The sequence below is a fragment of the Chryseomicrobium palamuruense genome, from assembly GCF_042649045.1.
Taxonomy (GTDB): domain Bacteria; phylum Bacillota; class Bacilli; order Bacillales_A; family Planococcaceae; genus Chryseomicrobium; species Chryseomicrobium palamuruense.
The window spans coordinates 51,019-73,144 of sequence record NZ_JBHSEF010000010.1 but is presented as its reverse complement, the minus strand read 5'-3'; the positions used below and the strand labels follow the sequence as shown (position 1 = coordinate 73,144).

The window sequence follows — 22,126 nt, the reverse complement described above, 5'->3', positions numbered from 1 at the left end:
AACTACTTTATATATAGGCACGTGCCTTTATAAAAAAGTCTTTTTCTCCAAAATTCCCACTTTTTAGTACGAGTCTAATATCAGTATTAGCCAGTGGTTGTAAAATAGGAATGCCTGGTGTTACACTTCTACCTATTTTATATGCTTCAAGACCTAATTTCTTTACAATTGCTCCACTTGTTTCTCCACCAGCTACAATGATATTTGTAAATCCGTCTTCAATAGCAATTTTACTGAGCTCTGCTAAAGTTTCTTCGATCAACTCGCTTATTAAATGACTATTACTATTTCTTTGGATATTTTCTGAAGTATCACTACTGTAGATTAATATGTCTTCATTTTTATTCTTTATTTCGGACCAAATAGTCTTTGCCGACTCTTTAGCATCCTTTAAATTTAAAACATCTATAAAATAGCTTTGATATCCCTGCTCCTTAAAGTAAGCAATTTGTTCTCTAGTCCGTTCACTGCAACTTCCTGCGAGAAAAATAGTTTTTGAATTGTTTTTAGCTAATTCTGTGGTGAGTGAATCAGTTAAATATCTTCTCCCTAAATGCTCAGCCAATCCACTTCCACCTGTAATAACTTTTAAATCCCCAAAATATTTTATAATATTTTCTCCATGAAGGTCAGTGCTATAATCAGGTATTAAATAGTAGCGACTAGAGTTGTTGCTACTTTTATAGGAATTAATAATCTCTTGCTGTATTGGTTGTGTGATTACATGACAAGGATACTTACTTTGTTCTTTCATTAAATTACTAATTTCAGAATCCCACATAGGTGTTAGTGGGTGATCTCTCATAGAACTTTCATCAAGCGGAACCCCATTCACAAATAAGTGACCATTTTCTACTGTTCTCCCATTGACAGGAAGGGAAGGTACTAGAATCGAATACTGTACGTTCAGATATTCTAATACAGCATCGCAAATCGGGCCTATATTACCTTTTGGTGTCGAATCAAAAGTTGAACAATATTTTACATAATACTGTTTAGCCCCTTGGTTTTTTAACCATCTAATAGCTTGTAAAGAATCTTGTACCGCTTGAGAAGTATTAAGAGTTCGAGTTTTTAGTGCAATAACATATACATCTGCGTTTTCAACCTTATTCTCTGAAGGTATTCCATTAAATAAAACGACTGATAATCCTCCTTTATTAAAAAAAGAAGCAATATCACTTGCGCCTGTGAAATCATCGGCGATACAGCCAATCAACATATTGAAATCACCTACTTATTTAGTATTAGTTGTAATTTGCCTTACGAACTTTTACATCTAACAATTCTTCATAAACTTTTACCATCGCATGTTTATACTCATCTCTGTAACCTTTTTGAAGAGCCATTTGGTAAGATTGCATTGTACCACTTAATGTTGGAAGCGGGATTTCAGATTTCGTCAAGACTTCAAACATACTTTCCATATCTTTATATGCTCTACCTAGTGAGAATCCGTGCTCAAAATTACCTTCAAGAACTTTGGGAATTAATGTTTGAGATGCAAAACTGGAACCCGTGGCTGTCATTAAAACATCACCTAATTTTTCCGGATTAAGTCCAAGTTTAACCCCTACTGGCATTAACTCACTAAAACTTGCAACACAAATGTTTAACGCACAGTTATTAATCATTTTTGTAAGTTGACCGGCACCATTATCACCCATGTATAGAACTTGACTTCCCATACAATCTAAATATGATTTAACTTGGTTAAAGACTTCTTCCTTTCCTCCACACATTATGCTTAAAGTTCCGTCTAAACTTTTAGATTGTTGACCAGAAATTGGACAATCTAAAAATTCAATGTTTTTCTCTTTACACTTTTCAGCTATCTCAATTGCTCCTAAATAACTAATTGTACTGAAATCAACAATTACTTGACCTGGTTTTAGTTTATGTATTAATCCATTTTCACCAAGCACTACATCTTTTACTATCTCTAAATTAGGTAAACATAAAAAAATATAATCACTATCAGTAGCTTCTCCAATATCATTCGTTGATTGATAGCCTTTTTCTTTAAATTTCTGTAGGACGTGTTCATCTCTGTCTACTGCTAAAAATTTGTATTTACCACTTTTTTCACCTTTAGCCAGATTCATAGCCATTCCGTATCCCATAACTCCTAAACCAACATAACTTAATTTTTTCATTTTAATTCATCTCCTAATTTATGATTTGACAATATTTTTTTTACAGCTTCTTTAGGGCTCGTTAAAACTTTGAGATTAGTAAATTGTTTCACTGTTTCTTCAGCAGAGGCTTGAGTAACTTGAGCTAAAATTATACATTCAGCACCCTTTTCTTTTAGTTTTTGAGCAGCTAGTGCATTCAAAGTGTTATGTTCATTAATATTTCCTAATTTTAATTGCTTCATAGCCTCTACATCAATTTCTACAAAAACGTTAATCTCTTTATTTAGTTCTTTTGCTAATTGAATTAATTGCTCTCTGGTAGCTGGACCTGATGGCGCATTAGTAGCTACAATTCCTATTTTTTCATATCCAGAAACGGCTGCCTCTAACATGGGACGATCTACAGCTATAACTGGAATATTTACAAATGGTTTTACTACATCTACTATGGGTGTTAAGACTGTGCAAGCAACAACTATAAAATCCACTTGGGCTTGCTGGGCCCGCACCGCTAATCTCACAAACTCTTGATAAACAGTCTCATCAATACCATTAATTTGATTAGCATAATATTGAAGATATTCATCCACAAAATTAAAAATAGTGAAATCTGGAGCAAGTTGGGAGAATGCTTCATTTAACGGTTGAACTGCATTAGGGGTAGCATGAATAATACCTATTCGCAACTTAATAAACTCCTCTCATAATTTAAAGACTGTTTGAATCTTTCAATTCGTACATTGCAAGCTCACTATTAGATTGAAGATGGGATTCCATCAACATTCTAGCTTCATTTGGATTTCGATTTGAGATCGCTTTTGCAATCATTTGATGATATTGAACAGCTCTCTCTACCATATGCGGTCTTCTTGTATACGCCCTCATTCTTTTTAAGTCTTCTTGTAAATCTCCATATACCTTTAGCGCGTATTTATTATGGGTAGCTTCAACGATAAGCCTATGAAATCTTAAATCTTCACTCGTAGTCACTTCATTATTAAGCGCCATATTTTTCATTATTTCAGCTGATTCTACAATAAGATTGATTTCATTGTTATATGCTTCTCTTGCAGCCATAGCAGCAAAAGCTGGTTCAATAATTGTTCTAAACTCTGTAATTCTTAGTAATTCTAAAAAAGAAGATTTTTCAACATCTTCTGAATGATTAATGGCAGAAAAAGTGACGAACGTCCCTCTTCCTTGTTGAATAGTGATATAGCCCTTTGACTCCATAGCCCTGTAGATTTCTCTTACTGTCGAAACAGATACATGATATTTTTTTGCTAATTCTATTATTGTTGGCAATTTACTACCTTTGACCCACTCTTGCTGTTTAATTTTCTCTTCAAATTCTTCTAAAAGTTGATGATAATCAATTTTAGTCATAACTAACCCTCCAACTTAAAATTCATCTGATGAATTTTATCATTCTTTTGGTCAAGTATAACCTATACTTGACCATAAAATGCGGCTATTTTTTCATCATAGATTTTACTTTACCAAAGAATGGCGTTGATTGAAGAATAGTAATTCCAGCTATTAATAAGATTACTAAGGATACAGGATTTGTTAAGAAAATCATCCAATCCCCACCACCAATTTTTAATGATTGATGAAGACTTGTATCTAGCATGCCTCCTAAAATCAAACCGACTACCATTGGTGCTACAGGAATACTTAATTTATCCATAAAATAACCTAAAATCCCAAATCCAAACATGATCATGACATCAACCATACTATTATGGACTGCAAAAGTACCAATTACACAAAGTAAAACAATTATTGGAGCTAACACTTTAGGAGGGACACGTGTAACACCAACAGCAACTTTTGTATATAACAATCCAATACCTAACATAAAGAAACATGATAAAAAAACAGCCCATATCAGTGTGTATGCTACATCAGCATGTTCTGTCATTAGAGTAGGTCCCGGCAAAATCCCGTGAATCATCAGCCCACCTAGTAAAACTGCGGTTGTAGAACTCCCTGGAACACCTAATGTGATAGTCGGAACAAGCGCCCCTCCTACAACTGCATTATTTGCTGATTCCGGGGCAGCTAGGCCCTCTGGGTGGCCAGTTCCAAATTTCTCTTTTTCTTTTGAAAACCTTTTTGCTTCATTATAGCTAAACCAAGAGGCCGTATCTCCACCGGTACCAGGAATTAATCCAGTAAATACGCCTATAACACTAGAACGAAGAAGAGTACCTCTCATTTTAAACATTTCTTTAAATGACGGTAATATTTTGTCATTGATTTTATTTACCTTTACATCAGGTTTATCCATTTCGATTAATTTTAGCGCTTGAGGAATTGAAAATAATCCAATCAACGCAACGACGAATGATATTCCATCAAATAAATAAATATTTCCGAATGTAAAACGTGGAGTAGCTGTAATGGAATCCATACCTATTAAAGATATTAACAATCCAAGGGTTCCTGCTAATAATCCTTTCACAGCTGATCCTGCTGCAAGAGAAGAAATAATAGTTACTCCTAGCACTGCTATTGCAAATAATTCAACAGCTCCAATTTGTAAAGCGACTTTACCTAGCAAAGGGGCAATTGTTAATAATACAATCGCTCCAATTAATCCCCCTACAAAAGAAGAGATCAACGATACACCCAGAGCTTTACCCGCTTGTCCATTTTGGGTCATTTTGTAACCATCTAGACCAGTAGCCGCTGCTGCAGGCGTACCTGGCGTATTTATCAATATTGCAAGTATGGAGCCCCCGTACATCGCACCCATGTATAGGGAGGCTAACATCGCTATACCAGATGCAGGTTCCATACCATATGTAAGTGGTAAGAGAATAGCGATTGCCATCGTGGCTGAAAGTCCTGGCATCGAACCTATAAAGATTCCCAATAGCATTCCAATTGCAATCAATAACAAATTATAAAACGATAATACATATATTAATCCTGACAATATCTCAGTCATCTAGATGCTCCTTTCTGCATTTATAAAATAATTTAATTCCCAAATAAGATTCCAAGTGGTACTGGAACATTTAAGAACATGCTAAAAATTCCGTAAATAAAGGCTGTAAATCCTATTGAAAGAATTATTGCCCATATTAAAGTAGTAGCCCTTAGATACATTAGAGATATAAATACAAATAAAGGAGTAATTATAAAATATCCGATGATTTCCATTAACAAAATGTAACCTGCTATTAATAATCCAAAGATTACTACACGCTTTACATTAACAATTTCTTGAACCTTATTATTAGTTGAAGAATTCATCTGAATTTCAGAATCAGGTATATTAATTTCTTTACTAAATTTATCATTCTCGTTTTTTGAAGCTCTAATGGCATTCATTAGCATAATGATAGCCAAAGCTGCAATAATCACTAACAAAATTTGAGGCAGTCTAGCTGCAGTAGTAGGGTAGTTTATTGTTTGCATGAAGAAAACAATACAAAGAATTAATACTAATGAGGTCGCAATAGTGTGTTTGAGCACCATTTCCCATATCACTCCTATAAAGAAGGGGGAAGAGAATCTCTCATCCCCTTAACTATTTATTGTTGATACTGACTTTTAACTTCTTCCCATATCTCTTTTGAAATCTCTTCGTCTGCTTTTAAGAACTCAATATAATCTTCACCAACTCGTAAATCTAGTGGTAAACCTACTTTTTCTAATCCATCTAAAAATTCTTGGTTTTCTTCTAAAGCTTCAAATGCTGCGTACAACTCTTCCTTGACGTTGTCTGGTAAACCTTTTGGTGCACTATAGCCTCGTGAAGATCCTGACACAACATCTGTACCTAACTCTTTAACTGTTGGTACATCTGGAAGACTTTCAATTCTCTCTTCACTAAAGACTGCTAAGGCTTTAAGGTTTCCAGCTTCCACTTGGGAGAAAACTACACCTAAGTTATTAAAACTAGCATGTACATCTCCGCCAGCTGCTGCTTGCCAAGATGGTCCATCCCCATCATACGGAATTAATTCCGCTTCTAATCCTGTTTCTTTTAACCATTTCAACTGAGTGAAAAAGTCATCTCCACCAACACCAGAATTCGAAATATTAACTTTTCCTGGATTTTCTTCTACATGTTTCATAAAATCTTCATATGTGTTAAACGGGCTATCCTTTGCCACAACAATAATTCCAGGATCCGTTACAATATTTGCTAAAGGATCGAAATCCTCTAGCGTATATGTGATTTCAGAATTCATAATATAATTGGTCATTAACATCGGTGAATTCGTAATACTAACTGTGTATCCGTCATTTTTCGCTTTAGTTGCCAACCTTGTCCAGCCAATTGCTCCAGCTGCACCTGGTACATATTCATTTGTAAATGATTGACCTAAAATCTCTTGTAAATAAGGTTGCGTTAATTGCGCTAATTGATCACTTCCGCCACCAGGATCGAAGCCTTGAATTACTGTAATAGGCTTAGTTGGGTAGTTTTCATCTACCGCTCCTGCATTTGAATCTCCGCATGCCGCTAATAACAACACAGATGCTAATCCAATAGTTCCAAACACTCGCTTTTTCATTTTCCATCCCCCTATAAATCGTTAAATTAATACTCTTCAAAACGTTTTGTGCTACGAAACCTTACTAACCCCCCTTTTTTTTGAAAACGGTTTCAAATTATTATATAAATGAAATCGACCCCTTTTATTGAAATCGATTTCATTAATTAAAAAATAAAAAATAGATTACCAAATGTTTAAAATTTTTTGATAGTTTAAAATATACATCATATGAATTTTTAAGTCAACAGATGTTTAAAAAATTATTCTGTAAAGGATACGAATTTTATTTCAGTCATTTCTTCTGTAGAATATTTTATACCTTCTTTACCTGTACCACTGTTTTTAATACCGCCATACGGCATATGATCTACTCTGAAAGTAGGTACATCATTCACATGAACTCCTCCAGATTCAATTTCTTTCACAGCTTTGAGGGCTGTTTGCATAGAATCTGTAAAGATACCAGCTTGAAGACCGTATTGAGAGATGTTAGCCTCTTCAATTGCTGAATCAATTGAATCGAATGGTTTAACAACTACAATCGGAGCAAAAGCCTCTTCTTTGACTAATGAACAGTTTTCAGGTGCATTAATAAGAATAGTAGGCTTCAGTAAATAATTGGAAGTCATAGAACCGCCGGAATAAATAGTTCCTCCATTAGTTGCAGCTTCAGAAATCCATTCATTTGCTCTTTCTAGTTCTTTTGGATTAATCAAAGCAGAAATATCGGTATTATCGTCAGAAGGATCACCTACAATTAATTTTTCACTCTCATGTTTAAACTTCTCTAAAAATTCATTATAAATCTCAGTGTGTACATAAATTCTTTGTACAGAAATGCAAACTTGTCCTGAATATGCAAAAGCACCGGTTACACATTTTGTAACTGCTCTGTCGAGATCTTTCACTTTATCTATAATGACAGGCGCATTGGATCCTAATTCTAAAGTAACTTTTTTCAAACCTGCTAATTTTATTATTCTTTTACCTACTTCAAGACTTCCAGTAAAAGTGATCATATTAATTCGTGAATCTTTAACTAGAAGGTCTCCTATTAAAGAACCACTTCCTGTGATAACATTTAATACACCCTTTGGCAGTCCTGCTTCTTCAAACAATTCTGCAATAAATATTGCGCTCAGTGGTGTTTGACTAGCTGGCTTTAAAACAATTGTATTTCCAGCTGCAATTGCTGGTCCTAATTTATGAGCCGCTAAATTAAAAGGGAAATTAAATGGTGTAATAGCTGCAATAACCCCCAAAGGTTCTCTTATAGTGAATCCAAATTTAGCTTCCGCACCTTTTGCAGCATCCATTGGAATTGTTTCTCCGTAGAGCTGTTTTGCTTGTTCTGCTGCAAATCTGTAAGTCTGAATCGTTCGATCCACCTCTACACGAGCGGCTCTAATTGGTTTTGCATTTTCTGCAACTAAAATTCTTGCTGCTTCCTCAGATTTTTCTTCTAATAACGTAGAAACCTTTAATAAAATATCCGCTCTGATATGCGCAGGAATATTTCTAATTGTTTTTTTATGTTTAAAAGCAGCTTGGATTGCTTTATTAACTTGAGCTTCAGAGGCTATAGGAATCTCTGCTATTTTTTTTTGATTATAAGGTGATAATAGTTCTGAATATTTTTCACCATCTACCCATTCACCGTTAATATACATTTTTTTCTTCATGATGTTACTCCTCCTTATTCATTACCGAAAAACGAATTTATATAAATCTGATGTATTTCTTTTTTATTTAATTCGTAGGGTGTATTTTCCAATAAACGAATAACTTTTGAAGCTTCATTGGCCATTGGCTCTAAATCATTTTCATTAACATTTAATTCTTTTAGAGTTTTTGGAAGACCTAATTCTTTTAACAAGTTAAACAAATATTCTACAACTTTACCCAATGCCTCATGAGGATTGTCAGTATAATCACCTAATTGTAAATAGTTAGCTATATGAACCATTTCTTCCATACAAGTTTTACCAATCACTTTAAAAACATAGGGTAGGAGTAAAGCATTCGCTACTCCATGAGGTACATGATATTTTCCACCCAAAGGGTATGCTAAAGCGTGTACAGCTCCTACTCCAGCATTTGCTAATGAAACCCCTGCTAAGAAACTTACCCAACACATTTCTTCTCGAGCCTTTAAATCGGATCCATTAAATACTGCTTTCGTAATATTTGCTGGAAATTTCACCATTGCTTCTCTCGCATAAAGTTTTGTTAATGGAGTCGCTTTTTTTGCAATATATGATTCTATGGCATGTGTAAAAGCATCCACACCTGATGCCGCACTAACTTTCGCAGGGCAACTAAGGGTAAGAATAGGGTCAATAATTGCTACGTCTGGTAAATAAAAAGGACTTACAATCCCTCGTTTCACACCATTACTTGTATCACCAAATATGGCATTCATGGTTACTTCAGATCCAGTTCCAGAAGTCGTGGGCAATAGAATACAAGAGATTCCTTTAGATAGTGGCGTGGAGTGCCCAAGAAGGATTTCAGTTATATTGTCTTCCTCTTTATTGGCAAGACATGCTGCTGCTTTAGCTACGTCTAACGCACTTCCTCCTCCAATACCGATCACAAGGTCACTTTGATTATCTTTAATAAACTGAATTGCTAAATTCAAAGTTTCAAAATATGGTTCTCCAGAAATATCAGTGAAAGTTTGAATAGGTATATTATGTCGACTTAAGTCGTGTACAATTTTTTCAACCACTCCCGCCTCTTGTAATCCTTTATCACTAATTAATAAAATATTTTTAGGTTGAAATTGTTCTATATCTGAGTGAATCGTATTAAAAGAGTTCGCGCCAATTTTAACATTTCCTGGCATACGGAAATCGAAAATCTGATTATTAATTGTCATGTTCACTTTTCTTTCCTCCTTGGATTACCAAACTGTCCAACCACCATCAACTACGAGTGTATGGCCAGTAACTAAATCTGATGCTGGTGATGCCAAATAAATTACTGCACCTATTAAATCTTTTGTTTCTCCTAAACGACCTAGTGGTATACGAGCCATTACTTCGCCTAAAAATTCTTTATCCTGGAACATTGGTTCTGTCATAGGTGTTTTAATAAAGGTTGGTGCAATTGAGTTCACATTAATATTATGATCAGCCCATTCAATTGCTAAAGCTTTTGTCAATTGGTTAAGTCCACCTTTACTTGAACTATAAGCAGCCCGTTTGTAGAATCCAACAAAAGCCATTTGGGAGGACATATTAATAACTTTTCCTTTTTTACTAGGTAACATATATTTGCTAACAGCTTGAGTTACAAAAAATGTACTTTTCAAATTAATGTCTAATACACGATCCCAATCATCTACAGAAACCTCTGTTGCTGGTTTTGGTACGTTAGCGCCAGCATTGTTAATCAAAATATCTATGTGCCCAAAGTAATCATTTATTTTCTTTATTTCATTTTCAATTCTACTAGTTTCGAGTAAATCAACAGGCACTGCAAGTGCCTGTTGGCCAAGCTCTTTTATCTCTAAGACTACTGAATTTAATTCTTTTTCATTTCTAGCAACTAACGCTACATCTGCACCCGCCTTTGCAACTGCGATAGCAATTTCCCGACCAATCCCCTTACTTGAACCAGTAACAATAGCTACTTTTCCTTTTAAAGAAAATAAATCATTTAAAAAATTCAATTTATTACCCCCTTTAAGTTGTTCTTCTTTCAATTAATATAGGCGAAATCAGTAAATGTTTCGGATTCTCTGAGTCATTTCCCTCAATGCGCTCAATTAACATTGATAAAGCCTTTGATAACATTTTTATTTTCTGTTGAGATATTGTTGTCAATCCAATATAGGGATTCTTTGAAATAGATATATTATCAAAACCTACAACCGCAACATCTTTTGGAACTTCGAGTTTTAATGAAGAAATAGCTGATAAGATTGTTATAGCAATTTGATCAGATGCACCAATAACGGCAGTAGGGGTATTATCAGTACTAAATAATTCATTTATAAACAAGAAAATATCTTCTTCGTTAAATGCTCCAGTCAAGATATTTTTCTCAAAATCTGAAGCTCCACTTTTTGTATAAGCACTTTTAAACCCTTTAAGCCTATCAAAATAAGTGGAAAATTGTATCGGCCCACTTATAAAAACAATATTCGAGTGACCCTTTGAAACCAGATGATTAACAGCTAAATCTGATGCTAGCTCATTATCCATAGTAACAGTATCAAATTCTGTTATTAAAGGTCTTCGGTTGAAGTAGACTACGGGAATGCCACTATCCTTTAAGTGATTAAATTTTTCCTCTTCCATACTTGCTGACCCTACAAGTAAACCTGAAATATTTCTATTTTTTAAGAATATTAAACTTTGTTCTACATCGATATCTCCACTGAGGTCGTAAATTAGAATTTCATAGCCCAATTTTCTCGCTTGGTTAATAACAATTTTGGAGGCTTCAGAAAAGAACGGATTTGAAATATCATCTACTATCAAACCAATCGTATTTGTTTTTTTAGTTATTAAACTTCTAGCGATTTCATCAGGTTTAAATTCTAAAAATTGTATTGCGTTTTCAACTAGCTTTCTTTTTTCAGGTCGAATATGAGGATAATTGTTTAACACTCTTGAAACTGTAGCAGGTGAAACACCAGCATATTTAGCTACATCTTTTATATTTATTTTCCTCTTCATAAAACCCTCCTTTGAAATCGTTTTCAATAAATTATAAAAAAAATAGCCTTTTTGAAATCGTTTTCAATAAATTATAAAAAAAATAGCCTTTTTGAAATCGTTTTCAATAATAGTGTAGAACATTCTGATTTGTTTGTAAATAATTACTTTCTAATTTATTTATATTTTTAGAATGATAGTTACTTATCCACATCTTTAGGTAAGGTAGTTTTACTTAACAGAACTATAAATCCGTTAAGTAAAACTTCAATTCTCCAATAGCGTATATCTCGATTTTTTGAGATTGACATTCTACCACAATCTAAAACTATTTTACTCTTTGATTCACTCCATGTAACTCTCTGCTAAATTCCTCAAAGCCTCCGTCATTACAGCCACTCCGCGCACACAATCCGCAAGGTCAGTCCACTCGTCGGGAGAGTGGCTTTTACCGTTGTGGCTTGGGACGAAGACCATACCGGACGGGACATATTTGCCCATAATCATGGCGTCATGACCAGCACCGCTGACAACAGGCATGGTTGACAACCCGCACTTATCAGCAGCATCCCGAATTACTTGCTGAATCTCGTTTGGTACCAGGACAGGAGGAATGTTGGTATCTGTGTCCACTTCAATGGCCAGCCCTCTTCTGCTTGCTATGTTATACGCTTCCTGCTCAATCTTCTTGATCAACTGAGCTCGCGTGTCCTCATAAATATCCCGCACATCGATCGTCACTTCCGTCTTTCCGGCAATGACGTTTGACCCATTCGGTAGCACCTGAAGCTTGCCAACCGTTGCTACCGCTGTGTCATTAATTTGACCAGGGAAGGATTCGACCGCCAGAATAAGTTCTGCCGCAGCGGGTACTGTATCTTTCCGTGCATCCATTGGCGTGTTTCCAGCGTGGTCCGTGTTTCCTTTAAACGTCACAATTACCCATGCAGGCCCCGCAATCCCTTCCACAACACCAATGTTCACTCCGTTCTTTTCAAGCTTCACGCCCTGCTCGATATGTAGCTCAAGAAACGCATGAATCTCGTCAGGATTTCTCACAGCTGTCTGCACGTCCTCTGGGACAAACCCATTCGCACGCATCGCATCAACAAGTGCCGTGCCCTCGTCATCCGCAAACCGGGTCAGGTTCTCAAAAGTCATTTCCCCCATCAAGACACGGCTACCAAAGATCCCATTGCGGAAGCGCGCACCCTCCTCATCAACAAAGACGACGACCTCAATGCCTCGCTGCGGACGAATTCCTCTCTGCTGAAGTACCTTCACCGCAAGCAAACCACTGATGCATCCGAGAGGCCCATCGAACGCTCCCCCATTTGGCACACTATCGATATGAGAACCGGTCATGACGACAGGCAGACTTGGGTCTTGCCCCTTATATAGACCGAACAGATTCCCTACGGCGTCTTCCCGCACCTCCAGGTTCATCTCTTCCATCCAGCGAACGAAGACCTGTTTTGCTTGTTGCTCGTTATCAGTATAAGGAAAGCGGTGCATGCCTCCTTCTGGCGTTTTCCCAATCTGCATCAGTTCATTCAGCTTCTCGGCAACTTCTTTTGCGTCAATTCCTTCATATGTAGGTACTTCATGTATGGTGTCTACTAATCTTTCGTAACTGAACATTCTTTTTCCTCCTTCTATTTCGTTTGGCTAAGTATAGCAGAGGAATTCTGTTAGGGAAATACTAGAGTCCCCTTGGAATGATAGACTACACTGTACTCTGTCATGTCGGGAATACTTTTAATCTAAACTGTAGTTCTAAGTGAATGGGGTACTATATGAATTTGCTAAGAAGGCGCTTACCACTTAAAGAAAAAAGGCATATTAAAAAGGTTATTTTAACCATTTAAAAAGGGAAATAATGAGGATAATAGGCAATCTATTCTTAATTTATTGTGAAGAGTTTGTGAATTGAATTGACAGCAGGACGATAGAATCATAAAATAGACTTAATTGTCAGACAGTAGTCGTCAATTAGTCGGATGGTAGTCATTGGAGGAGGAGTCAGGTTGAAAAAGGTTCTATGGGTTATAGGCGTATTTATGTTCTTAGTGATGTCAGCAACACCTACTTTTGCCGCGGAGTATTCGGATAAAGAGTACAACGAAGGTGTGGCTCTCATTGAGAAGGCGAATGCAGAGATTGATAAGAAGATTGCAGAGTCAGTTGAGAAAGCCGACAAGTTAACAAACGAGTATCTTAACAAAATTCGTGGGAAACATGCGGTGGAGATTGAGAAATTGGAACTAGAAATCACTGAGCTCTCTTCCGAAATAGCCGGAGGAAATTTATCGGCTGAGGAAGTGGCTAAACGCGAGAAGAAAATCGGTGAACTCCAAGCAAAAATTGCTGAGGTTCAAAAGCGCACCAAAGATCATATCTTGGAGGCACAGCCTGCAATTGATGCATTTGTTTCGGACTTCCTGCATGCAACAGATTTAACAGATGAGGAATTGCTTGAGACAAGTCGCGTTTTAGAAGCCTCTCTGACTGGAAAGTTTAAGATTGTGAAAGAAACCGAAGATTATATTAAAGAATTGAACGAAGTAATTGAGGACTGCTACAATGTGACCCTGGAAATATCGGAGCGCGCCATTGCGAAGGCCGCTGAAAAAGGGGTCATCGCGGAGTGCAGTTGGATATTGGTTCAGTTCGGATATAAATCAGAGTGGATTGACCCGATTAAAATTGTGGGTGAAAACTAAATCACACAGTGGTATGATGAAGAGGTTCTTATGCAGAGCCTCTTTTTTTGCACGAAAAGTTGGAGGAGTGTTTAATTTGGAAGGATTGACTGTTGGTAAGAAGGGGTCGACGATTGAAACAGTCGAATATAGTGTCAGCAAAATTGGACTGCTTGCCCGGGGAAACGGTGCAGAAGTTTTGGTTCAAAATATCGATAAAGATAAGTTGTTTTATCTCTACCCTTCCGAAAATCCAGATGTAATGGAGTTTTATTATATTTTAGAGGGCGAAGTCGAATGTGAATTAGATGGAGAAATGGTTTGCTTTTCTCCAGGTGATTATTTTTCTGCTCAAAACTTAATAGACACCATTCTTTTCAAGACGCTCTCTGAGGTTACTGTTTTATGGGTTGTCACCGAACCTACCTTTGTGAATGTTAGTAAGGAAATTTCCTCACTTATGGAGATTGTTAAGAAAGTGGAAGCCAAGGATAACTATACATATATGCATAGCGACCGCGTGGCGGAGTATGCTGTGAAAATTGCTCGGAAACTGCGTGTGAGTACCAATGTCTTGAACCGAATCACAGAATCTGCGTATTTGCACGATATCGGAAAAATCGATATTCCTGCAGAAATCTTGAATAAGCCTGGAAAACTTACAAAGGAAGAGTTCGATGTGGTGAAGCGGCATCCAGAGGATGGTGCAAAGATGCTCGAAGGTACCATGTATGAATCGCTTAAGCCGATTCTAGAGCAGCATCATGAGCGTCTAGACGGATCTGGATATCCCCGTGGCCTCAAGGAAGACGAGATTCTTTTGGAAGCGAAAATCATTGCAGTCAGTGATACATTTGATGCGATGACGGAAGACCGAGCCTACCGAAATGCCTATTCGGCGGAGTACGCAATGAATGAAATCAAACGACTAAGTGGAATTCACTATGATCCAAGTGTGGTCGAAGCGTTTGAACAGGTGTTGAAAGAGGATGGGAAAATTGAATAAGATAAGGAACAATGGTGGGGATTTTTTCTGGTGCCGTTGTTTTTTTGTGGATTCGTATTAATAGCTACGCATTGTAGCCGAAGATCCATGTAAAGACCACTAGCTCCCATTGATAAATAGGAAAATTTCTCTAACTACGAAATTGGAAAACCCCTGCGTGGGCAGGGGGTAATTGATCCTCTATTTGTTTCGAATGCTGAGCGAATAACGGGTATTGGTACTAATGATAATTATGGCGAGTACCAAGATGCCGACCATCTGAGACGTACCTGTTGCAAGCGAGTAGAAAAGTAGAAACAGAATGGCCAGAAACATCAGGGAATTGGCAGTTTGATAACTTTTGAACAACCCGCCTAACATAATGTGCCGCTCCCCGTCATCCGAATGCGCCAACAATTTCTTCGTGTAGTCCTTATCCGACATGGCCGGAAGATTACGTTCCGGATACATCACGTTCATAAGCGTCGGGAAGAAGAACGACAACACAGTCCCAAGAAGCAGTAGTGCTGCAAAAACGAATACTGTCCAGACCGCCGCTTCCGTCAATATCGCAGCCGCCATCCCCGTGAGACTCGCCACAATGGCAACCGCCCCAGCTAGACTGGCATCCGCATACAGTCGGTACATCCTCTCCTCCATACGGTCTTCCTCGTCTCCTTTAAACGTTTGCTCCGACAACTTACGAATCTTCATGTAGCCAAAAAGTGAAAAAGCGAGTAATCCTATGACTACTACTAGTAGTGCTATCACAAATGGAAACGCCAAACCAGAAAAGTCGAGCGTAGATTCACGGTCCATTGCGAACATCGCGAAAAAGTAGCCAAACACACCTCCGAGCACCACATAGACGCCAAGCTTCCCAATGACTTTCATCATTGCAACTCCTCCTCTTCAAATTGAAAAATTTTTTCGATCGGTTCATCGAACACTCTCGAAATCTTCGTAGCGATCAATAACGAGGGCATGAACTCCCCCCGTTCAATCAGGCTAACGGTTTGTCTTGAGATTTTCGCACGCTTGGCAAGTTCCGTTTGATTGATACCGAACCGCGCACGCAATTCCTTCAGTCTCGTCTTCATCCACTCACCTCTTGAAATGATTGTAACACATCATTTTCTTTTTGACTATTATATTGGTCATTTTTATTTGATTTGGACAAATGGGAATGTTTCCTATTTAGTGTCACCCATACAACCCACACACAATTTATGAAAATACAAAAAACCTGCAACAGCAAGGGCCAAATTAGATATAGAGGTAATATTAGTGAATAATCTGTGTTGGTTCAGAGCTAGTGAATTGTTTTAAATTTATGTACCATAAATCACAGCCTTCATCTGCTTGAAAAACTTTCTCTACGTAAAGTTTTGGATACCCGCGCTCAACCTTCGGCTTCATGACGGGCAAGACCTTTTTTCGTTTTGTGAATGCTCTTCAGTTATTTATACGTCAAGTCTCTTACTCTCAACGTCGTTCCGAGGTACCTATGCACTAAATGATTCCCACAATACACGACATGTGAATCGATATGTGAAAACAATCTTAGTGTATTAAGAACGCTAGCTTAATTATCCAATTGTTGAGTTCTAGACTTTCAAGAGTTCACCGCGATTGGCACGTGTCTCAGGGAAGGTGCGCTAGGAAAGTAATTTTTAATTTCACGTTGCGTGAGGAACCTCCTGTTTGTGAAGAGACTTTTTTATTGAATCCTTCGATGAAGTTGATGACATACAGTAAATTGCCATCTTTTGTTTAAAGTTGGCACCTGTTTAAAGGCACCTGTTTAAAAACTCCCCTAACTCGAAAGTCAGGAGAGTTGTGAAAATCCTGTAGTACTTTGTTGTTTTCTCTATCCTTCTTAGAATTCGTCGAGTACCAATAGACTTCGGTACAACATGACAGCCGCTTCGGCACGCGTCGCATTGGCTTTCGGATCGAACATGTTTCCTGCTCTTCCTTGAATAATCCCTAGTGAATTCGCTTGTTTGACACTTTCTTTGGCGAAAGAACTAATGGTTCGCACATCTGTAAACTGATGCTGCACATTTAGATTGTTTATCTTACTTTCATCTTGGTAGCGAACCGCTCTCATGATCATCGTAGCAATTTCTTGTCGCGTAATTCGGGCATCCGGATTGAATTGATCGTTAGTAATCCCATTCACAATACCAGCTTGGTACGCGGCTTCTACTCCTCGGTATGCCCAACTTTTGCTTGCAGGTACATCGTTAAAGATGCCTCGGTAACCTTGTGTCGGTAGGTTGAGCGCTCTCGTCAACAGAACAGCGAATTCTGCTCGTGTAATGGAGGCATTGGTCATGAACTCTTTTTCAGACTTTCCTTGAATGATCGACCGAGAGGCGAGCGTTTCGATTTGCATTTTTGCCCAGTGTTTATTGGTATCTTCAAAGGTGATATCTTTTTCAATGACCCCATACGTTCCCGACCCATAAATAGACGCATCAAGAATCCCGTTCTCTATTTTACCGCCTTGATAAATCTGCCTGTCCCCTTCAAGTAGATACAGCGCTGTTTTCGTAGAATTAGTGATGTCCACTAAAAGTGGGAGCTTCACATGTATAGCAGATTCAAAAGGCTGTAATTCTGTTTCAGACGTACCGTCCGACATATAAAATGAGATGGCTACTTCTTGAGTCCCCTTTGATAACGCTATTTCTGAAACTGTGATTTTCAATAATCCCTGCTTCATTCTTGAAAGCTCACCTAACGTTTTCGTATCGAATAGGACCGTTCCTTTTGCAAATGTCAGTTCAAGAGTACTTTTCTTGTTGAACACTTCTTCAAAGACCTCTTTTTCAATTAAAAGTTCCTTTTCAGCAGTTAATTCAACCGTTTGTTGATTCTTTAGCTGTTCTGCAATATCTTCCACTGATACAATTTTATTTTCCGGGTTCGGGTTCGGTGTCGGTGTTGGTGTTGGTGTTGGCTGTGCAACCACATCAGCTATAGGTTCCTTTACCACTAGCTCCACTGAACTTCGATTCCCTGCCTTGTCTCGCGTTTCCACTCGGAGTACATCTCCAGCCATTGTAGAAATAGGTATCTTGGCTAGATTACTTTGTGCTGCAATAAGACCACCATTCTTATACACCGAGTACTCAGCTACTCCTGCACCCCTTTCCACTGTAGCAACTGTAAGAAGTTGTTGATTAAAATCATAGGAAAGTGTCGTAGCCGGAGCTGTTGTATCTACAATTAATGGGTACTCTTTTACTTGCCATTCCGCACCTGTATAATCAATCAACGCCTTCATTTGATAGTAATAGGTGCCGTCCGGAACTGGTGCGCCTTGCCGTCTGCCATCCCACGCTGCGGCCGTCAAGTCGGTAAACGAATTTGTCGAACTGTAGTGTTTCACCACGTTGCTTCGACTATTTAACAATACGACACGATTCCCTGATGCATCCACAATCGAAAATTCTAACCGTTTTGCATTTCTCAACAAGGAATACACGGGTGAAATACGTTCATATAACCCGTCGTTATTTGGTGACAATAGATACTCTTTCGGCTGCACCATTTGTCCATAATCATTTTTTAGACCTTGCTTTTTCCAAAGGCTCTCCGATTCAAAATAATCTTGATCAAATACAGGTGCTTGATCCCAATCCCCTACAAAACCAGATATCGGAATCGTCAAAGGCACATGGGTGGGACTTGTGAATTGTAAAAATCCATCGAGGTAAAATCCATTCGGTAATTGTGCCTTTACAGTAGAAACATCTTTTATTTCAATCGAAACCGGAAATGAAACCGACTCATTAGGGCCTACAGTTAGTTGACTTCCGCTGACCATTGCCACTTGTTGATTACTGAGTTGCACAGGTTCAGTTGGCACAGCAACCTTGCGGCCATTCAAATTGCGCACAGAGTCCGTTTGGAAACTGCTACTTAGTGTAAACTGGAGTGTCGAAGGACCATGATTGGTGATGGTGACCTCTTTCGATACAACACCTACATTCATTTCGCCAAGATTTAACTTCCCTTTTTTATTGTTCTTTTCCACAACAGTCACCTGTGATTGCAAGGCGTTTGAAATGTGGATGAGACCGGCTCCCTGTCTTCGAGGAGATTCGAATTGGTTCCCTACATTCTTTACCGGACGCGAGCTGTTCATGAGAAGAGCTTCTATATAATTGGTTCGATCACGCCCTGTCACTCCTAGAGCTGCTGCTTTTGAAACGAGAATAGCTGCTGCACCAGTGACATGTGGTGCCGCCATAGACGTCCCACTCATGATTGCGTACTGGTTATTATTGATGGTTGAGACAATACCGCCACCTGGAGCAGTGACTTCCGGCTTTAGGTCGAGATTCGCACCTAGTCCCCAAGAGCTGAAATCACTCATCTTCGCCGCATTCGGATTGGGTTGATTATTGATACGTGAATTTTCGAAAGATGCGACAGCTAACGAATTTTCTGCTATGGCAGGTGATGAGACCATCCCGTAGTCCGGATTAGAGGCCAGAATATCCACCTTACCCTCCCCGTAAAGAGCAGAGTTTCCAGCAGATATGGTAACCACTGCACCACTTTCTCGTGCACGTTCGATGGCCTGGTATTCAGGACCATTGGTTGCAGAAAATGCTGCTGTGTCGCCGATCGACATGTTGATGACGTCTGCACCGAGTCGCACCGCATCATCCATCGCTTTAATGTAGATATCGCTGTATGTGTAATTTGAATTGGCACTATTCGAGAAGACCTTCATTGCGAGTAGCTGAGTCTCTGGTGCCATTCCGCGTAAGCCACCGAACCCTTCCGCGCCATTTGCTCCAATAATTCCGGCCACATGCATTCCGTGCATCGATGCATTCGGTGCCAAGTCACGCACCTCTGTATTTCGGTCCATGTAGTTGTAGCCGAATGGCACTTTCGCAGTAAAATATCTTCCCGGTGCCACCCTTTGATTTAGCACAGATTGTTCTACGCTCGACTGTGATAATTTAGCCGCAGAAGGACTCGACAATACAAAGTCTTTATGCGTGTAATCAATTCCTGTATCAATCACAGCGACAACGACGCCTTCCCCTTTTGAGGCACTTGATCCTGCGGATGGTGCGGCAATTAATTCTTTAGAAGAGACGAGTTGTGGACTTGCCGCCGGACGGGAGATCACTGTAGACGGATAGATAGCTTTCACTTCCGCCATATCTGATAATTCGTCTATATCAGAGGCATTTACCATCAGAGCAAAGCCATTCAATACGACCGAAAAGCTTTCTTCGATTTCCGCTGAATCGACTTCGTTCATGATTTCTTTTTCTACTTCTTCCTTGTTCCGATCGATTTCGTCAATAAGTTGATTGACCTCTTGCACAGTTTTCTCGTCCAGTGACTCCCCATTTTGTGACAATCGTTCAATTAACGACTCCTCTGCTAGTTGAACAATGACACGGACAGGTTCTTTTGATGAGGCTTCTGTCGCATATGTAAAAACAGGAATCCCTAGATTCCCAGTTAACATGATTAATAGTAAATAAATAACTTTTTTACGCACAAGCGTCCCTTCTTTCAAGTGAGATTGCGTGACTTAGAGAACAATTGATTCATTTAAATTAGCATATAATGACTAATTTCTATAGATAGATTATAACTATTTTTGATAGGTCTAAGTAATTATTTGTTTTCATAAAAAAGCCCCTGCATCAATATTTCGCAGGGGCCACACATTCATTTACTTCTTCGGTAAATTCATATACTTATTTTCCATCCACTGATCAAACCCGTCTTTGTGCTCATACTGCATCACATCGTACATCTCTGGGTTCACTTCTTTGAACTGCTCTTTGAACGACTCGAGTTCGAACTCAAAATCTCCAAGCTCTAGATCACGCTTCACTTGGTGGAACACCTTTGTGAAATCACTGTTCTTGTAGCCTGTGTTCTTTTTCGTGAGGACGATTTTCTGTCCGTCTTTTGTGTAGTTCAAGCGGTTCGCCATGTTCACAGCTTCCTGCTTCACCGCATACACGCGGTCACGTAGGGCAAGTCCAATAATTGTTTCACGTACTTTTGGTGTGTCATACTGTTCCAGTTCTTTTAATGCTTCTAAGCGCTTTTCCCAGCTTGAGCGGTCGCGTGCTTGGCCGATGAGTTCTGACACAACGGCTTCGTTTGTTTGTTCAGTCATTTAATATCCTCCTCATGAAATCCTAAGCTTGTGCTCTATTTTTACAGTAGCGGAAGATTCACGATTTTTTTCGGTAACGATTCAAAAGGATGAATCTCTTCCTTAGTATACCATCATTCGAATAGGCCGTGGAGGGATTGCGGGAGTGAGCATTTTCGGAAGTGGGCAGCGGACACAGTGTGTAGGTTTCGGATTATTTACTCCACATATAAAAGCCAAAAGAGCCTGCGAATGCAAGCTCTTTTGGTTTCGTAATACCCATTTTCCTTGTACCAGACAATCGTAAAATTACTTTCCCCACACACGCTTCGGCTTGTAAACGCCACCTTCTAAAAAACGGGTAACATCCGCTTCCCCGATTGCTTTTAGGTCAAGGTGACTCGCTTTACTCGTGGCGACCATACGGCATGTTAGCTCCAGAGTTTGAAGTGCCATTCGAGCCTCGTTAAGTGTCGAGTCGAACACGAGTACGCCATGATTTTTGAGGAAAAGAATATTGGCTTGTTGGGCTTTTTCTCGGACTTCATCTCCAAGCGACTGACTTCCTGGTTCATGATAATCTACATACGCGATACGTTGAAGGTAATACATGGACTCAATGAAATAGTTCGCTTCAAGTGGTTCCGAAGTACACGCAAACAGCGTGGAGTAAAATGGAGAACTGTGCAAGACAGCTCCAATGTCCGGCCGTGCCTCATAGACAGCTGTATGCATGGGTGTCTCTTTCGTTGGCTTTTTAGTTGCAGGATAATGGATATTATTCAGACCGACCTGAACAAAATCATCTGCTTGCAGTTCTCCCATAAATGTACCACTTGCTGTCACGAGGTAGCTGTTCTGATCTACACGGGCACTGATATTACCTGAGTTTCCCCAGGCCAGGTCGTATTTCATCAGATAATTACCCGCATGTTGCAATTGTTGAGTTAAATCCATTGTTAT

At 38.8% G+C, this 22,126-nt stretch carries 19 protein-coding genes; 2 read left to right on the top strand and 17 right to left on the bottom strand.

Translation table 11 applies throughout. The annotated features are described in order from the left end of the window. Positions 1-7 precede the first annotated feature (7 nt). The 12 genes from otnK to ACFO0S_RS04180 form a co-directional block, all read right to left on the bottom strand. On the bottom strand, positions 8-1,222 hold the full coding sequence (gene otnK / locus ACFO0S_RS04235) for a 3-oxo-tetronate kinase (protein ID WP_378140547.1): 1,215 nt from the start codon (positions 1,220-1,222) through the stop codon (positions 8-10). 25 nt (positions 1,223-1,247) lie between these two features. Continuing rightward, on the bottom strand, positions 1,248-2,156 hold the full coding sequence (locus ACFO0S_RS04230) for an NAD(P)-dependent oxidoreductase (protein WP_378140545.1): 909 nt from the start codon (positions 2,154-2,156) through the stop codon (positions 1,248-1,250). Beyond that, positions 2,153-2,824: an aspartate/glutamate racemase family protein gene (locus ACFO0S_RS04225; RefSeq protein WP_378140543.1), complete on the bottom strand. Its 672-nt coding sequence runs from the start codon at positions 2,822-2,824 to the stop codon at positions 2,153-2,155. The genes ACFO0S_RS04230 and ACFO0S_RS04225 overlap by 4 nt, the downstream gene beginning before the upstream one ends. 22 nt (positions 2,825-2,846) lie before the next feature. Continuing rightward, complete coding sequence (locus tag ACFO0S_RS04220) at positions 2,847-3,524, bottom strand: FadR/GntR family transcriptional regulator (protein WP_378140541.1); 678 nt, start codon at positions 3,522-3,524, stop codon at positions 2,847-2,849. Between the two features lie 85 nt (positions 3,525-3,609). Next, positions 3,610-5,094 (bottom strand): tripartite tricarboxylate transporter permease, encoded by a 1,485-nt coding sequence (locus ACFO0S_RS04215; RefSeq protein ID WP_378140539.1) that lies wholly within the window; start codon positions 5,092-5,094, stop codon positions 3,610-3,612. Between the two features lie 32 nt (positions 5,095-5,126). Beyond that, positions 5,127-5,627: a tripartite tricarboxylate transporter TctB family protein gene (locus ACFO0S_RS04210; RefSeq protein ID WP_378140537.1), complete on the bottom strand. Its 501-nt coding sequence runs from the start codon at positions 5,625-5,627 to the stop codon at positions 5,127-5,129. A 56-nt stretch (positions 5,628-5,683) separates the two neighbouring features. Then, on the bottom strand, positions 5,684-6,673 hold the full coding sequence (locus ACFO0S_RS04205) for a Bug family tripartite tricarboxylate transporter substrate binding protein (protein WP_378140535.1): 990 nt from the start codon (positions 6,671-6,673) through the stop codon (positions 5,684-5,686). A 242-nt stretch (positions 6,674-6,915) separates the two neighbouring features. Further along, on the bottom strand, positions 6,916-8,337 hold the full coding sequence (locus tag ACFO0S_RS04200; RefSeq protein ID WP_378140533.1) for an aldehyde dehydrogenase family protein: 1,422 nt from the start codon (positions 8,335-8,337) through the stop codon (positions 6,916-6,918). A 14-nt stretch (positions 8,338-8,351) separates the two neighbouring features. Then, positions 8,352-9,536 carry an iron-containing alcohol dehydrogenase gene (locus ACFO0S_RS04195; protein WP_378140617.1) on the bottom strand — a complete coding sequence of 395 codons (1,185 nt, stop codon included), beginning with the start codon at positions 9,534-9,536 and terminating at the stop codon, positions 8,352-8,354. Between the two features lie 24 nt (positions 9,537-9,560). Then, the gene (locus ACFO0S_RS04190; protein ID WP_378140531.1) at positions 9,561-10,331 is read right to left on the bottom strand and encodes an SDR family NAD(P)-dependent oxidoreductase; all 771 of its coding nucleotides are present in this window, start codon (positions 10,329-10,331) and stop codon (positions 9,561-9,563) included. 13 nt (positions 10,332-10,344) lie between these two features. Continuing rightward, entirely contained in the window at positions 10,345-11,343 is a 999-nt protein-coding gene (locus tag ACFO0S_RS04185) for a LacI family DNA-binding transcriptional regulator (RefSeq protein ID WP_378140529.1), read from the bottom strand. A 324-nt stretch (positions 11,344-11,667) separates the two neighbouring features. Next, the gene (locus ACFO0S_RS04180) at positions 11,668-12,963 is read right to left on the bottom strand and encodes a Zn-dependent hydrolase (RefSeq protein WP_378140526.1); all 1,296 of its coding nucleotides are present in this window, start codon (positions 12,961-12,963) and stop codon (positions 11,668-11,670) included. Positions 12,964-13,349: 386 nt separating this feature from the next. Between ACFO0S_RS04180 and ACFO0S_RS04175 the strand changes: the two genes are divergently transcribed. Then, positions 13,350-14,045 (top strand): nucleotide exchange factor GrpE, encoded by a 696-nt coding sequence (locus tag ACFO0S_RS04175; RefSeq protein WP_378140524.1) that lies wholly within the window; start codon positions 13,350-13,352, stop codon positions 14,043-14,045. A gap of 76 nt (positions 14,046-14,121) precedes the next feature. After that, positions 14,122-15,030 carry an HD domain-containing phosphohydrolase gene (locus ACFO0S_RS04170; RefSeq protein WP_378140521.1) on the top strand — a complete coding sequence of 303 codons (909 nt, stop codon included), beginning with the start codon at positions 14,122-14,124 and terminating at the stop codon, positions 15,028-15,030. Positions 15,031-15,210: 180 nt separating this feature from the next. On the opposite strand, the gene ACFO0S_RS04165 is transcribed toward ACFO0S_RS04170, so the two are convergent. The 5 genes from ACFO0S_RS04165 to ACFO0S_RS04145 form a co-directional block, all read right to left on the bottom strand. Then, positions 15,211-15,906: a DUF3169 family protein gene (locus tag ACFO0S_RS04165; RefSeq protein ID WP_378140519.1), complete on the bottom strand. Its 696-nt coding sequence runs from the start codon at positions 15,904-15,906 to the stop codon at positions 15,211-15,213. Further along, a complete protein-coding gene (locus ACFO0S_RS04160) occupies positions 15,903-16,109 on the bottom strand; it encodes a helix-turn-helix transcriptional regulator (protein WP_378140517.1) in 207 nt (68 codons plus the stop codon). Before ACFO0S_RS04160 ends, ACFO0S_RS04165 begins: the two co-directional genes overlap by 4 nt. Before the next feature lie 779 nt (positions 16,110-16,888). Next, positions 16,889-20,551 carry a S8 family serine peptidase gene (locus tag ACFO0S_RS04155; RefSeq protein ID WP_378140515.1) on the bottom strand — a complete coding sequence of 1,221 codons (3,663 nt, stop codon included), beginning with the start codon at positions 20,549-20,551 and terminating at the stop codon, positions 16,889-16,891. A 177-nt stretch (positions 20,552-20,728) separates the two neighbouring features. Beyond that, positions 20,729-21,184 (bottom strand): HEAT repeat domain-containing protein, encoded by a 456-nt coding sequence (locus ACFO0S_RS04150; protein WP_378140513.1) that lies wholly within the window; start codon positions 21,182-21,184, stop codon positions 20,729-20,731. 288 nt (positions 21,185-21,472) lie between these two features. Further along, positions 21,473-22,120: a class II aldolase/adducin family protein gene (locus ACFO0S_RS04145; protein ID WP_378140511.1), complete on the bottom strand. Its 648-nt coding sequence runs from the start codon at positions 22,118-22,120 to the stop codon at positions 21,473-21,475. Positions 22,121-22,126: the final 6 nt, after the last annotated feature.